The following is a 13,982-nucleotide window of genomic DNA, read 5'->3' on the forward strand; positions in this document are numbered from 1 at the left end:
ACGATCATGGACGACGCCGTCAAGATGGTGAAGTCCAACAAGGGCATCGACCTCGACCTGCTGGCCCTGCCGCTCGACGACCCGAAGACCTTCGAACTCCTCCAGCGCGGCGACACCCTCGGCGTCTTCCAGTTCGACGGCGGCCCCATGCGCTCGCTGCTGCGCCTGATGAAGCCCGACAACTTCGAGGACATCTCCGCCGTCTCCGCGCTCTACCGTCCCGGCCCGATGGGCATGGACTCGCACACCAACTACGCGCTGCGCAAGAACAAGCTCCAGGAGATCACCCCGATCCACAAGGAGCTGGAGGAGCCCCTGGAAGAGGTCCTGGCCGTCACCTACGGCCTGATCGTCTACCAGGAGCAGGTGCAGAAGGCCGCCCAGATCATCGCCGGCTACTCGCTCGGCGAGGCCGACATCCTGCGCCGCGTGATGGGCAAGAAGAAGCCCGACGAACTGGCGAAGAACTTCGTCCTGTTCCAGAAGGGCGCCCGGGACAAGGGCTTCAGCGACGAGGCCATCCAGGCGCTGTGGGACGTGCTGGTCCCGTTCGCCGGATACGCGTTCAACAAGGCGCACTCCGCCGCGTACGGCCTGGTCTCGTACTGGACCGCCTATCTGAAGGCGAACCACCCCGCCGAGTACATGGCCGGACTGCTCACCTCGGTCAAGGACGACAAGGACAAGTCGGCCGTCTACCTCAACGAGTGCCGCCGCATGGGCATCAAGGTGCTCCCGCCGAACGTGAACGAGTCGGTGCACAACTTCGCGGCCCAGGGCGACGACGTGATCCTCTTCGGCCTGGAGGCCGTGCGCAACGTCGGTACCGGTGTCGTGGAGTCGATCATCAAGGCCCGCAAGGCGAAGGGGAAGTTCGCCTCCTTCCCCGACTACCTGGACAAGGTCGACGCCACCGCCTGCAACAAGCGGACCACGGAATCCCTCATCAAGGCGGGCGCCTTCGACGCGCTCGGGCACACCCGCAAGGGCCTCACCGCCCAGTACGAGCCGATGATCGACAACGTGGTGCAGGTCAAGCGCAAGGAGGCCGAGGGCCAGTTCGACCTCTTCGGCGGGATGGGCGAGGAGGAGAGCAGCGAGCCCGGGTTCGGCCTCGACGTGGAGTTCACCACCGACGAGTGGGACAAGACCTATCTGCTCGCCCAGGAACGGGAGATGCTCGGTCTGTACGTCTCCGACCACCCGCTCTTCGGCCTGGAGCACGTGCTCTCCGACAAGGCCGACGCGGGTATCGCGCAGCTGACCGGCGGTGAGCACGCCGACGGCGCGGTCGTCACCATCGGCGGCATCATCTCCGGCCTGCAGCGCAAGATGACCAAGCAGGGCAACGCCTGGGCGATCGCCACCGTCGAGGACCTCGCGGGCTCCATCGAGTGCATGTTCTTCCCGGCGACCTACCAGCTCATCTCGACCCAACTCGTCGAGGACGCGGTCGTGTTCGTCAAGGGCCGCCTCGACAAGCGCGAGGACGTGCCCCGCCTGGTGGCGATGGAGCTGGCGATCCCGGACCTGTCCGCCGCGGGCGCCAACGCGCCCGTGATCCTCACCATCCCCGCCACCCGGATCACTCCGCCGATGGTCAGCCGCCTCGGTGAGATCCTCAGTCACCACAAGGGCGACAGCGAGGTCCGGATCAAGCTCCAGGGGCCGACCAAGACGACCGTGCTGCGTCTCGACCGGCACCGGGTGAAGCCGGATCCGGCCCTGTTCGGCGACCTGAAGGTGCTGCTCGGCCCGTCCTGCCTGGCCGGATAGGTTCTCCGGTCGTACGCGCGCGGAAAGGGGCGCACCCGCACCGGGTGCGCCCCTTCTGCGTGCCTGGGCTTCAACAGCCCGGTGGGACCTGGTCAGTCCGCTCAGTTGTGGCCGAAGCTCTTCTGCTTCTTGCGAGCAACATCCGCCGGGCTGCCCTGGATGTGCGACACCGGCGAGTCCTGGGGCTCCGTCGACGTACGCTGCGGGTGCTCGTGGGTCTGCTCGGACTGCGGGGTGCGGTTCTGAGAGCCACCCTTGCGGTTCTTGTTCTTGGCCATGGTGATCTGCCTCCTGTGGGGGATCTAGGGGCCGAATTCAGATTCACATAGGCTGACAACAGACGCATTTCGGATAATTACCGTGTGTGACAGGGTTTGTCGGAGAGCGAGGTGCCGAAACGCCACGCCGAAGATCGAGTTCGGGCCGTTAACCCCCGCGCCGTCGGGCAGACTCGAAGGAAGCCCCGAAAGCAAACCTCCCGGAAAGAGGGTGAGTCGCGTGGACCGCTGCATTGTCCTGGTGGACGCCGGGTATCTGCTGGGTGCCGCCGCCAGTCTCCTCGCCGGTGAGCCCTCCCGATCCCGGATCACCGTCGACCACGCCGCGCTCATCCAGGCGCTGCGCGACCGCGCGGAATCCGACACCGAGCGTCCACTGCTGCGCATCTACTGGTTCGACGGCGCCCCCGACCGCGTCCCGCAGCCGGAACACCGCCGGCTGCGCGTGATGCCCCGGGTCACCGTCCGGCTCGGCGCGCTGACCCGCAGCGACGGACGCTGGGCCCAGAAGGGCGTGGACGCGGCCATGCACGCCGAGCTGACCGAACTGGCCCGCAACCGCGCCTGCTCGGACGTCGTGCTGGTGACCGGCGACGGCGACCTGCTGCCGGGCATGATGGCCGCCAAGGAGCACGGGGTCGCCGTGCACTTGTGGGCCGTACAGGCCGCGGACGGGGACTACAACCAGTCCGAGGACCTGGTCGCGGAGGCCGACGAGCGGCGGGTCCTGGACCGCGCGTGGATCACCCAGGCGGTACGGGCGAAGGAGCTGACCGGGGTCTGTGCGCCGCCGCCGGCGCCGCGGCCGGAGATCGCCGCGATCCTCTCCGCGCCGCTGCCCGACTCGGGGCTGTCGGCCGCGGCCGATCCGGGGGCCGACGAGGCCGAGCGGGCGCCCGTGGCGGGCGCGTCGGAGAACGGGGCGGTCGAGCGGGTGCCGGCGCCCAAGGGGGTGCCCACGCCGAAGGACCTCGCCGCGCTGCGGGCGCCGGGCGCGCAGTCGCCGGTGCAGCACCCGGCGACCACGGCGACCCTGCGGTGGTCCTCCGACAAGGGGTGGGTGGACCGGCCGGGCGCCGTCGCGGAGCCCGCGGAGGCCGTCGCCATGCCGACGCTGGCCCAGCTGACGACCGCGGAGCAGCGGTGGGCCGACCGGGAGGAGGACATCACGACCGTCGGCGGGGATCCGTACGAGGTCGGGCAGGTGTTCGCCCGGCGGTGGATCTCGCGGCTGGGCGACCAGAACCACGTGCAGAAGCTGTCCGGGATGTACCCGCGGATTCCGCACCGGATCGACGGGGAGCTGCTGCGGTACGCGGCCCGGTTCGGGCTGCTGGCGCACAAGGACGACCAGATCGACGAGCACGACCGGTACGCCATTCGGGCGGGGTTCTGGCGCGAGATCGACGTGCCGGCGGGGGCCGCGGAGCATGCGCCGGCCGAATGAGCCGGCCCTGGGCGCGTGCGGCCGACGGCCCCAAAGGCGAGTAAACGGGGCCGACCCCGTAGTCTCGTCCCTTGTGAGTACGGGCGTGGGTCGGGCACTTCGGCAGCAGAGCGACGTGGTGTGTGCCGTGCGTGGGCTGACGAAGACCTACGCCGCGGTCAAAGGGCGCCGTGGGACTCCCGCGGTGCCCGAGGTCCGGGCCACCGACCGGGTGGACCTCGAGGTCCGGCGCGGGGAGATCTTCGGGCTGCTCGGGCCGAACGGAGCCGGCAAGTCCACCCTCGTACGGCAGCTCACCGGGCTGCTGCGGCCCGACGCCGGCACCGTCGAGATCCTCGGGCACGACATCGTGCGGCATCCCGAGCGGGCCGCCCGGATCCTCGCCTACCTGGGCCAGGAGTCCAGCGCCCTCGACGAGCTGACCGTCTCCCTCGCCGCCGAGACCACCGGGCGGCTGCGCGGCCTGGACGTACGGCAGGCCCGTGCCGAGCGGGACGCGGTGCTGGCGGAACTGGGGCTCGAGCCCCTCGCCGGGCGGGCGATCAAGAAACTCTCCGGCGGCCAGCGGCGGCTGGCCTGCTTCGCCGCGGCGCTGGTCGGACAGCGGTCGCTGCTGGTGCTCGACGAGCCGACGACCGGGATGGACCCGGTGGCCCGGCGGGCCGTGTGGACCGCCGTCGACCGGCGGCGGGCCGAGCACGGCGCGACCGTCGTCCTGGTCACCCACAACGTGATCGAGGCCGAGACGGTGCTCGACCGGGTCGCCGTGCTCGACCAGGGGCGGGTCATCGCCTGTGACACCCCGGCCGGGCTCAAGGAACGGGTCGCCGGCGAGGTGCGGGTGGAACTGGTGTGGCGGGAGCGGGCCCCGCTGGACGTGCCCGAGGTGGCCGTCCTGCGGGAGCGGGCAATCGAGTCCGGCCGGCGCTGGACGCTGCGGCTCGCCCCCGAGGAGGCGCGTGCCGTCGTCGCCACGGTGACCGGCGGAGCCGCCTTCGCGGCCCTCGACGACTTCACCCTCGCCACGCCCAGCCTGGAGGACGTCTATCTGGCGCTGGGCGGCGCCGCACGGCAGGGGCTGGTGAAGGCATGAGCGTGAACGCCGGGGCGACCGGGCCCGTACGGGAAGGCGCGGCGGCCGTACGTGCCGTGGATGCCGTTGGGAAGAGGAGCTGCGCGACGTGAGTGTCGTACCCGCGGAGGTTCTGCCGGGCGGTGCCCTGGCCCTGGAGGAGACGGCGCCGCGCGCGGCGGCCGAGCTGGGCCCGCGTGCGCGTCTGTGGCCGTCGCTGGCGGCCGTCTACCGGGCGCAGCTGTCCCGTGCCCGGGTGGCGCGGATCCCGCTGCTGTTCGTCGCGACCTTCCAGTCCGTCGGCATCATGATCATGATGCGCGGGGTGGTGGACAGCCGGGGCGAGGCCCAGTCCGTGGTGGCGGGGTCGTCGGTGGTCGTCGTCGCCTACGTGGCCCTGAACCTGCTCGCGCAGTACTTCGGGCAGCTGCGGGCGAGCGGCGGCCTCGACCACTACGCCACGCTGCCGGTGCCGCCGGCCTCCGTGGTGCTCGGGGCGGCCGCGGCGTACGCCTCCTTCACCGTGCCGGGGACGCTGGTGACGGCCGTCTTCGGGTGCGTGCTGTTCGGGCTGCCGCTGGGCAACCTGTGGATTCTGCTGGCCGTGATCCCGCTGGCGGGGGCCGCCCTGTCCGGGCTCGGCGCCGCCTGCGGGCTGCTTGCGCCCCGGCCCGAACTCGCCACACTGCTGGGGCAGTTGGGTATGTCGGCGGCCCTGCTGCTCGGCGTGCTGCCGCCGGACCGGATGCCGGGGATCATCCAGTTCGCGCGTGACCTGCTGCCTTCGACGTACGGCGTGGAGGCCTACGCCCGGACCTTCGGGGCGCGGCCCGACTGGACCGTCGTCCTTGCCGACCTGGGCGTGTGTGCCGGGGTGGGGGTCGTCTCGCTGGCCGTCGCCACCTGGGCGTATCGCCGGGCCGCCGTCCGGTGACGCGCCGCACAGGGCGACCTGGCACGATGTCAGGGTGACCGCACCGTTGACGCCGCCTCCGCCGCCGCACGACCAGTCCTCGCACCAGGCCTGGCAGGCGCCGCCGCCTGCCGGGACGGTCGAAGCATCGTACGGACAGGACGGTCCCGGGATGAAGACCGAGCTGCGTCAGGCCACGGTGATCGTTCTCGCGCTCGCGGTGAGCGGGGTGCTGCTCGGGCTGCTGTGGCTGTGGCTGGCGCCGCACGTCCCGCTGGTGGGGGACCACACCAGCAAGGGCTGGGCGGTCTACCTCGAGGACACCGAGGGGGAGCAGGCGGTGGGGGTGGACGGGACGTTCACGCTGCTGGCGCTGGCGTTCGGGGCGGTGAGCGCGGCGGTGGTGTTCCTGTGGCAGCGGCGTGGGGGCGTGCCGCTGGTGGTGGCGCTGGGGGTCGGGGGAGTGCTCGGGTCGCTGCTGGCGTGGCGGCTGGGGGTGTGGCTGGGGCCGCAGCAGGACGTGATCGCGCACGCGAAGGCGGTGGGCAAGGGGGTCACGTTCTCGGCGCCGCTGAAGCTGGGGGCGAAGGGGGCGTTGCTGGCGTGGTCGCTGTCGGCGCTGGTGGTGCATCTGGGGCTGACGGCGTTGTTCGGCCCGCGGGATCCCGAGCCGCCCTACGGGGACGGACCGTACGCGGCTCCGCCGGCGTAGTTCTCCGCCCCCGCCGCCCTTACCCGTCCCATCCCCAGGGGGCTGCGCCCCCTTCGGCCCCCGCCCCTGGTGGCTGCCGCCCCCAGACCCCCGCATCGGCCTGAACGGCCTCGTCCTCAAACGCCGGACGGGCTGGGGGGTGTCTGAGCGGTCTCGTGGTCAGAGGTCGGGTGGGCTGGGGGGTGTCTGATCGGCTTCGTTCTCAGAGGTCGGGTGGGCTGGGGGACGGGGGTGTGGGTCGGGTTTTGTCTTCAGGTGTCGGGGCGGTTGTCAGGGGCGCGGGGAACTGCGCGGTGCGGCCGCGGGGGCGTGGTCGGCAGTCCGCCCGTGCTGCCCGCCTCTATGCCGGACGGCGACCGTGGTTCGCGTGGCCCTTCTTCGTGCGCCACTTTCGTTTCCGTGTCTTCTTTGACATGTCTCCCGTAATTAACCGAGAACGGGAGCTTCGTCGAGAGGTCACGCACGCCCGATGGGTGCCAGGGTCGCGTTCGTCAGGTCGGCCAGGGACGTCGGGGACAGCTCGACCTCCAGGCCGCGGCGGCCCGCCGAGACGCAGATCGTGGGGTGGGAGGACGCCGACGCGTCCAGGACCGTGGGGAGCTTCTTGCGCTGGCCCAGCGGGGAGATGCCGCCGCGGACGTAGCCCGTCGTGCGCTCGGCCAGGGCCGGGTCCGCCATCGCCGCGCGTTTGCCGCCGACCGCCGTCGCCAGGGCCTTCAGATCCAGGCTGCCGGCCACCGGCACCACCGCGACCGTGAGTGCGCCGTCGACGTCCGCGACCAGGGTCTTGAAGACCCGGTCGGGGGACACGCCCATCGCCTCTGCCGCCTCCTCGCCGTAGGACGGGTGGGAGGGGTCGTGGTCGTAGGAGTGGACGGTGAAGTCCACGCCCGCCGCGGTCAGGGCCACCGTCGCCGGGGTGCCGCCGGGCTGCTGCTTCTTCGACTTCTTCGGCATGTCAGGAAACCCCGGCTCAGTTCAGGCTCGTCGGCGTCCGCGTCAGCTCCGCCGCGGGCAGTGACGGCAGGTTACGGATGATCGCCGTCTCGGAGCGAAGCAGTTTCAGCTCGTCGCGGAGCCGGGACGCGGTGTCGGGCGCCTGGAGCAGCCGCTGCTTGGTGGGGATGTCGTGCATCATCGCCGCGGCGACCAGGTAGGAGACCACGGACGGTTCGTCGGGGAGCTCGACGCCCGCCGACAGCGAGCGCTCCCGCGCCCCCGCCAGCCGCTTCTGGTACTGACGGAAGGCCCGCAGCACCCCCTCCGCCAGGGCGCCCGCCTCGTCGCCCTGTTCCTCGGGCAGCTCCTCCAGCTCCGCCGTCAGGAACGGCCCCGACGCGTCGACGGAGAGCAGCCGCACCCGGCTGGTCCCGGTCGCCAGCACCTCGAACGTGCCGTTCGCCCGCTCCCGGATCGTTGCCGCGTCCGCCACACAGCCCACCCGGTGGAAGGACTTGAGGGGGTCGGGCCCGAAGCCGGCCGCCGGCCCCCGGTCGGGCTGGGCCGTCGGATCCGGCATGCCCGGCGCGCTCGGTGCCACCTCGTGGCCGTCGCGGATCGCCACGACGGCGAACCGGCGCGGTTCCTCCTCGGGGGTCTTCAGGAGATCGCGCATCATGGCGCGATAGCGCTCCTCGAAGACGTTCAGCGGCAGCACGAGCCCCGGGAACAGCACCGAGTTCAGCGGGAAGAGGGGAAGACGGACGGTGGTCACGGCGCCACAGCCTAGTGGTCATCGGCGGGAACATGTCCGCCGTGCTCGGCCCGTGGGCGCCCCGCGCTCCGCTGCGAGGGGACCGGACCGGCCTCGGGGAGCGGTTCGGTACCGGCCAGCAGGTGTGCGCGCAGCCGTACGAAATGGCCCAGCGGGTCGTCGGACAGGCGGTCCCAGGGGAACGACGTGACGTACGGGCCGATGAGGTGCAGCTGGGTGCGGGCGGCCTCCCAGCGCTCCAGTCGGACCAGGAGGTACATCAGCTTGTTGCGGACCTCGGCAGGCCAGGGGTCGGCCGCCGGGAACCGGCCGGAGAGGGCGATGGCCCGGTCGGCCGCCGCGTCCAGGCGGGCGCGCGGCACCACCGGACCGCAGCCGTCGGCGAGGTAGGCGAACGCGGCCCGGGCCGGGAGGGCCTGGACGAGGGAGTCGGCCGGGGCGTCCTGGGCGGCCAGGTCGGCGAAGTCGAAGCACTCGCCGTGCGAGCCGTGCCAGTACGTGCCCAGATAGCGCAGGGCCGCCGCGTGGCAGCCGTAGTGGTGCGGGGCGCGGCGGACCGCCGCCTCCCACAGCTCCTCGAAGTACTTGTGACCGGCGTCGGAGCCGCGTGCGTGGTCCAGCGCCACCCGCCAGGGCACCGGGTCGCGGTCGTCGCCGCGCGCGGCGGCCGTGATCAGCGGACTCACCGCGCGTAGCAACTCGGTCCGGGCCGGGGAGGGCCAGGCCTGGTCCACCGCCAGCTGGGCCCGGAGCAGGAGCAGGTCCGGGTCGTGCGGAGCGGCCGCGGACCAGTCGCCCAGCCACTCGGCCCGGGAGCGGGCGAAGAGGGCGAGCCGGTGCACGTACCGGTCCCGGGCCTCCCACTCGGCCGCGGCCCGGGTGCCGGCCAGCAGCCGTGCGGCGGGCCGGTACTCGCCACGGCCCGCCGCGACCAGCACGGGGGCGAGCCGCTCGTCGGGCGCGTCGAGGAAGACCTCGTCGTCGGCCGGCAGCGGGCCGAGGGCGGGGCGTGGAGTGGTCCTTGCCGTCCGGGTGGGGCGGAACAGCGCACGCAGCGAAGCCATGGTGTCGCCATTGAAAGTCCGCAGGTCGAGCGCGCGCCAGACCACCAGGCCAACTCCGTGAAAGTTGTACGGTTCGAGGTCAAGGGAAGGTAAAAGGTGACTGTTGCTCACCTGTTGGGTACCTGCCAGGCACACCCGGCCGTTCCTAGCGTGCCCTACCGCCCCCCACCGTGCCTACCGCGCCCGACCGGACCCGTCGGCGTCCACCGCGCCTAACCGCGCCGCAGCAGCCGGGTGGCCCCCGCCGCCACCGTCGTCGCCAGGATCCAGCCCAGCAGGATCATCGCGGCGGCCGCCCACTGCCAGCCCCCGCTGAGGCGCCACTGGCCGACCTGGCCCAGGTCGATCACCGGCAGCAGCAGATCGAGGACGAACAGCGCCGGGTCCCAGGCCGGATGCCCGCCGGTGGTCATCGGCGGATGCGGGGCATGCGCGAAGGCGAGCGTGCCCGCCGCCCACAGCACCGCCATCCACACCGCCGCCCGGCCCGGCCGGTACCCGTAGGCCACCGTCAGGTCCTGCGCGTACCCCCAGAACTTGGCGGCGACCGGCAGCGTCTCGCGGCGCCGGCGCTGCTTGGCGAGCTGCACCTCGCGCGCGTCCTCGTCCTCGCCGGCCGCCCGCAGCACGGTCGCGAGCCGCTCGTACGGCTCCGGGTTGTACTCGGCGGTCGCCGCCGCCACCCAGCCGAGCCGCCGGGTCAGCGGGAACGGGCCCTGCGGAACCAGGTTCTCGTAGGCGAAGCCGCCCATGTGCAGCCGCCCCGGGCCCGGCCAGCTGGTCGCCCGGTCCACCAGGTTCACGGTCCGGGCACCCGACAGCACCACCCGGCCACGCTGCGGCTCCTCCCCGAGGAACCGCAGCTCCGGCGCCTGCACCCGGCGCAGCGACAGCTCCTGGTCGTCCGTGAAGGTGAAGCGCGCCCGCTCCAGGTCGACGGCGTCCCCGAACCGCCCGTCGTCCAGCCGGATCCCGCCCTGGCACTCGAACCGCTGGATCCGGGTCCCGCGCGCCGGGGTCGTGCCGCTCTGCCAGGGACCGCCCACCCCGGCCGGGGTCAGGTACAGGGTGCGGCCGACGGTCAGCTGGGGCGCGTTCAGCGCGAACCGCCCGTGCGGATTGCGCAGCCGGGCCCCGCGCAGGCTCAGCGAGACGCCCACCTTGGCGCTGCGCAGGCTCAGCTCCCCGTACGACTCCAGGAGTTCCGCCTGCAGATCCTGCCCGACCGTCATGCCGTCCGCCGCGATCGACCGTCCGCTGCGGTCCCGGTACGCCACGGCCTGGTTCAGCAGCAGGTCGGTGCCGATGTGCGCGTCGGTCAGCCGGACCCCGCCCAGGAAGCGGCAGCGCGGCAGGTGCAGGTCACCCTCCGTGCGGACCCGGGCCGCCTCGAGGCGTGGCACCGCGCAGTCCACGAACCGGACGGTGGTGAAGTGCGCCTCCGGCAGCAGGACCTCGTCGTCGAACCGGCAGCCGCGCAGCTCCACGTACGGGGCGACCGTGCCACCCGCCAGGTCCAGGGCGCCGGTGATCCGCAGGCCGGCCAGCTTCAGCGCGGACACCCGGCCCGCGAGCGCCGGCGGCCCGTCGAGCAGCAGCCAGCAGACGATCCGCGCCCGCACGGTCCGCTCGGGCCCCCAGGGGTGGCCGCCGTGCGGATCGTCCACCTGCGCGTCGCCGCTGCTCAGGTCGTACACGCTGCCGTTGCGGAAGGCCTGCCACATGCCGGCCTCGGCCGCGGTCAGATCGTCCGGCAGCTCCCCGTCCCGGACCCCCTCGGTCACGGCTGTTCCTTCTTCCTCAGCTACTCGTCAGTCAGGTGTTCGCCCAGCGGTGATGCCCGCTCCGTCACCCCTCGAACACAACACGTGAAGGTGATCTTCCGGGTTCCGGCCAGGCTATGTACCGGCCGTTGGCTCACGTTCTGTATCAGCCATTGATACGCGCGAACAGGCCCGGAGTGCCGTCTGAGAGAATTGAGCCTGTGATCTCTCGTATCGATCTGCGCGGCGACGCCCTCCCCGAGGGACTCGCCCTGCGCGACCTGCTGCCCCGAGCCGACTTCGACGTCTCGGCCGCCCTGGAGAAGGTGCGTCCGATCTGCGAGGCCGTGCATCATCGGGGCGACGCGGCGCTGATCGACTTCGCCGAGAAGTTCGACGGGGTCACCCTGCAGCAGGTGCGGGTCCCCGCCGAGGCCCTGGCCAAGGCGCTGGAGGAGCTGGACCCGGCCGTGCGCGCGGCCCTGGAGGAGTCCATCCGGCGCGCCCGTCTCGTCCACCGCGAGCAGCGCCGGTCGAGCCACACCACCCAGGTCGTGCCGGGCGGGTCCGTGACCGAGAAATGGGTGCCCGTGGAGCGCGTCGGGCTGTACGCGCCCGGCGGACGGTCGGTCTACCCGTCCTCCGTGGTCATGAACGTGGTGCCCGCGCAGGAGGCCGGCGTCGAGTCCATCGCGCTCGCCTCGCCGCCGCAGGCGGAGTTCGGCGGCCTGCCGCACCCGACCATCCTCGCCGCCTGCGCCCTGCTCGGCGTCGACGAGGTGTACGCGGCCGGCGGTGCCTCCGCCGTCGCGATGTTCGCGTACGGCACCGAGTCCTGCCCGCCCGTCACCATGGTCACCGGCCCCGGCAACATCTGGGTGGCCGCCGCCAAGCGCTACTTCACCGGCCGGATCGGCATCGACGCCGAGGCCGGCCCCACCGAGATCGCGGTCCTCGCGGACGCCACCGCCGACCCGGTGCACGTCGCCGCGGACCTGATCAGCCAGGCCGAGCACGACCCGCTGGCCGCCGCCGTCCTGGTCACCGACTCCGTCGAGCTCGCGGACGCGGTGGCGAAGGAGCTGGAACCGCAGGTCGCGGCCACCAAGCACGTCGACGACCGGATCGTCCCGGCGCTCAAGGGCAGGCAGTCCGCGATCGTCCTGGTCGACGGCGTCGAGGAGGGCCTGCGGGTCGTCGACGCGTACGGCGCCGAACACCTGGAGATCCAGACCGCGGACGCCACGGCGGTGGCCGGCCGGGTCCGCAACGCGGGCGCGATCTTCGTCGGTCCCTGGGCGCCGGTCTCCCTCGGCGACTACGCGGCCGGGTCCAACCACGTGCTGCCCACCGGCGGCTGCGCCTGCCACTCCTCCGGGCTGTCCGTGCAGTCCTTCCTGCGCGGCATCCACATCGTCGACTACACCGAGGACGCGCTGGCCGAGGTCGCGCACCACGTGGTCACGCTGGCGGAGGCGGAGGACCTGCCGGCCCACGGCGCGGCGATCAAGGCGAGGTTCGGGTGGAAGGTACCGGCGAGCAAGTGAACTTCGGAATCGACGATCTCCCCGTACGGGACGAGCTGCGCGGCAAGTCCCCCTACGGCGCGCCCCAGCTGGACGTCGCCGTACGGCTGAACACCAACGAGAACCCCTACCCGCTGCCCGAGCCGCTGGTCGAGCGGATCGCCGAGCGGGTCCGCGAGGCCGCCCGGAACCTGAACCGCTACCCCGACCGGGACGCGGTCCAGCTCCGCACCGAGCTGGCCAGGTACCTGACCGAGACCGGCAACCACCCGCTCGCCCTCGAGAACGTCTGGGCGGCCAACGGCTCCAACGAGGTCATCCAGCAGCTGCTGCAGACCTTCGGCGGACCGGGCCGTACCGCGCTCGGCTTCGAGCCGTCGTACTCGATGCACTCGCTGATCGCGCGCGGCACCGGCACGGCCTGGATCCCCGGCCCGCGCGAGGACGACTTCACCCTCGACCTCGAGGCCGCCGGCCGCGCGATCGCCGAGCACCGGCCGCACGTCGTCTTCATCACGACCCCCAACAACCCCACGGGCAACGCGGTGCCCGCCGAGACGGTCCTCGCGCTGTACGACGCGGCCCAGGCGGCCCGGCCGTCCATGGTGATCGTCGACGAGGCGTACGTCGAGTTCAGCCACGGCGTCTCGCTGCTGCCGCTGCTCGAAGGTCGGCCGAATCTCGTCGTCTCCCGGACCATGTCGAAGGCCTTCGGCGCGGCCGGTCTGCGCCTCGGCTACCTCGCCGCGCACCCCGCGGTGGTGGACGCCGTACAGCTCGTCCGGCTGCCGTACCACCTGTCGGCGATCACCCAGGCGACCGCGCTGGCCGCCCTGGAGCACACCGACACCCTCCTGAAGTACGTCGAGCAGCTGAAGGCCGAGCGGGACCGGCTGGTCGCCGAGATGCGCGCGCTCGGCCTGGAGGTCACCGAGTCCGACGCGAACTTCGTGCAGTTCGGGCGGTTCGAGGACCCCCACCGCGTCTGGCAGGGGATCCTCGACCGCGGGGTCCTGGTCCGCGACAACGGCGTGCCCGGCTTCCTGCGGGTGTCCGCCGGAACCCCAGAGGAGAACGACGCGTTTCTCGACGCGGTACGTGAAGTCAAGAAGGAGCTGGACGCATGACCCGCGTAGGGCGCGTGGAGCGCACCACCAAGGAGACCTCGGTCCTCGTCGAGATCGATCTCGACGGCACCGGGAAGACCGACATCGCCACCGGTGTCGGCTTCTACGACCACATGCTCGACCAGCTCGGCCGGCACGGCCTGTTCGACCTCACCGTGAAGACCGACGGCGATCTGCACATCGACTCGCACCACACCATCGAGGACACCGCCCTCGCCCTCGGCGCCGCCTTCAAGCAGGCGCTCGGCGACAAGGTCGGCATCTACCGCTTCGGCAACTGCACGGTCCCGCTGGACGAGTCCCTGGCCCAGGTCACGGTGGACCTGTCCGGGCGCCCGTACCTCGTGCACACGGAGCCGGAGAACATGGCTCCGATGATCGGCGAGTACGACACCACCATGACCCGGCACATCCTGGAGTCCTTCGTGGCACAGGCCCAGGTCGCCCTCCATGTGCACGTGCCCTATGGGCGCAACGCACACCACATCGTGGAATGCCAGTTCAAGGCGCTCGCCAGGGCGCTGCGTTATGCCTCCGAGCGCGACCCGCGCGCGGCCGGCATCCTCCCGTCGACGAAGGGCGCGCTGTAA

Annotated in this window: 13 protein-coding genes; 8 read left to right on the forward strand and 5 right to left on the reverse strand. The window is 72.1% G+C overall.

Annotated elements, in window-relative coordinates:
- The coding region (dnaE, locus tag ACWDGI_RS25410; protein ID WP_450762631.1) for a DNA polymerase III subunit alpha at window positions 1-1,776 on the forward strand (1,776 nt) is incomplete at its 5' end.
- A gap of 101 nt (window positions 1,777-1,877) precedes the next feature.
- Here the strand turns inward: dnaE and ACWDGI_RS25415 are convergent.
- Window positions 1,878-2,054 carry a hypothetical protein gene (locus tag ACWDGI_RS25415; RefSeq protein WP_450762633.1) on the reverse strand — a complete coding sequence of 59 codons (177 nt, stop codon included), beginning with the start codon at window positions 2,052-2,054 and terminating at the stop codon, window positions 1,878-1,880.
- A gap of 220 nt (window positions 2,055-2,274) precedes the next feature.
- On the opposite strand from ACWDGI_RS25415, the gene ACWDGI_RS25420 reads away from it, so the two are divergent.
- The 4 genes from ACWDGI_RS25420 to ACWDGI_RS25435 all read left to right on the forward strand — a co-directional run bounded on the left by ACWDGI_RS25420 (window position 2,275) and on the right by ACWDGI_RS25435 (window position 6,198).
- Window positions 2,275-3,501 (forward strand): NYN domain-containing protein, encoded by a 1,227-nt coding sequence (locus tag ACWDGI_RS25420; RefSeq protein WP_450762635.1) that lies wholly within the window; start codon window positions 2,275-2,277, stop codon window positions 3,499-3,501.
- Window positions 3,502-3,619: 118 nt separating this feature from the next.
- On the forward strand, window positions 3,620-4,594 hold the full coding sequence (locus ACWDGI_RS25425) for an ABC transporter ATP-binding protein (RefSeq protein ID WP_450763188.1): 975 nt from the start codon (window positions 3,620-3,622) through the stop codon (window positions 4,592-4,594).
- 88 nt (window positions 4,595-4,682) lie between these two features.
- Window positions 4,683-5,507: an ABC transporter permease gene (locus tag ACWDGI_RS25430; RefSeq protein WP_450762637.1), complete on the forward strand. Its 825-nt coding sequence runs from the start codon at window positions 4,683-4,685 to the stop codon at window positions 5,505-5,507.
- 34 nt (window positions 5,508-5,541) lie between these two features.
- On the forward strand, window positions 5,542-6,198 hold the full coding sequence (locus ACWDGI_RS25435; RefSeq protein WP_450762639.1) for an AAA family ATPase: 657 nt from the start codon (window positions 5,542-5,544) through the stop codon (window positions 6,196-6,198).
- Between the two features lie 456 nt (window positions 6,199-6,654).
- Here the strand turns inward: ACWDGI_RS25435 and ybaK are convergent, their stop codons facing one another.
- The 4 genes from ybaK to ACWDGI_RS25455 all read right to left on the reverse strand — a co-directional run bounded on the left by ybaK (window position 6,655) and on the right by ACWDGI_RS25455 (window position 10,760).
- Window positions 6,655-7,155: a Cys-tRNA(Pro) deacylase gene (gene ybaK, locus ACWDGI_RS25440; protein WP_450762641.1), complete on the reverse strand. Its 501-nt coding sequence runs from the start codon at window positions 7,153-7,155 to the stop codon at window positions 6,655-6,657.
- Window positions 7,156-7,171: 16 nt separating this feature from the next.
- Entirely contained in the window at window positions 7,172-7,912 is a 741-nt protein-coding gene (locus ACWDGI_RS25445) for an LON peptidase substrate-binding domain-containing protein (protein ID WP_450762643.1), read from the reverse strand.
- 11 nt (window positions 7,913-7,923) lie between these two features.
- Window positions 7,924-8,976, reverse strand: coding sequence for a hypothetical protein (locus tag ACWDGI_RS25450; protein ID WP_450762645.1), 1,053 nt, complete (start codon window positions 8,974-8,976; stop codon window positions 7,924-7,926).
- A 212-nt stretch (window positions 8,977-9,188) separates the two neighbouring features.
- Complete coding sequence (locus tag ACWDGI_RS25455) at window positions 9,189-10,760, reverse strand: oxidoreductase (RefSeq protein ID WP_450762647.1); 1,572 nt, start codon at window positions 10,758-10,760, stop codon at window positions 9,189-9,191.
- Window positions 10,761-10,960: 200 nt separating this feature from the next.
- Between ACWDGI_RS25455 and hisD the strand changes: the two genes are divergently transcribed.
- The 3 genes from hisD to hisB are packed head-to-tail and all read left to right on the forward strand — an operon-like array spanning window position 10,961 to window position 13,982.
- On the forward strand, window positions 10,961-12,286 hold the full coding sequence (gene hisD, locus ACWDGI_RS25460; RefSeq protein WP_450762649.1) for a histidinol dehydrogenase: 1,326 nt from the start codon (window positions 10,961-10,963) through the stop codon (window positions 12,284-12,286).
- A complete protein-coding gene (locus tag ACWDGI_RS25465; protein ID WP_450762651.1) occupies window positions 12,283-13,392 on the forward strand; it encodes a histidinol-phosphate transaminase in 1,110 nt (369 codons plus the stop codon). The genes hisD and ACWDGI_RS25465 overlap by 4 nt, the downstream gene beginning before the upstream one ends.
- Entirely contained in the window at window positions 13,389-13,982 is a 594-nt protein-coding gene (gene hisB, locus ACWDGI_RS25470) for an imidazoleglycerol-phosphate dehydratase HisB (protein ID WP_028422551.1), read from the forward strand. The genes ACWDGI_RS25465 and hisB overlap by 4 nt, the downstream gene beginning before the upstream one ends.

The organism is Streptomyces sp. NPDC001220 (assembly GCF_053597895.1).

What these genes read in the sequence shown, in the direction of transcription:
- ACWDGI_RS25415 (WP_450762633.1), bottom strand. Translation starts at nt 2,054, where the DNA reads ATGGCCAAGAACAAGAACCGCAAGGGTGGCTCTCAGAACCGCACCCCG.
- ybaK (WP_450762641.1), bottom strand. Translation starts at nt 7,155, where the DNA reads ATGCCGAAGAAGTCGAAGAAGCAGCAGCCCGGCGGCACCCCGGCGACG.
- ACWDGI_RS25450 (WP_450762645.1), bottom strand. Translation starts at nt 8,976, where the DNA reads ATGGCTTCGCTGCGTGCGCTGTTCCGCCCCACCCGGACGGCAAGGACC.
- hisB (WP_028422551.1), top strand. Translation starts at nt 13,389, where the DNA reads ATGACCCGCGTAGGGCGCGTGGAGCGCACCACCAAGGAGACCTCGGTC.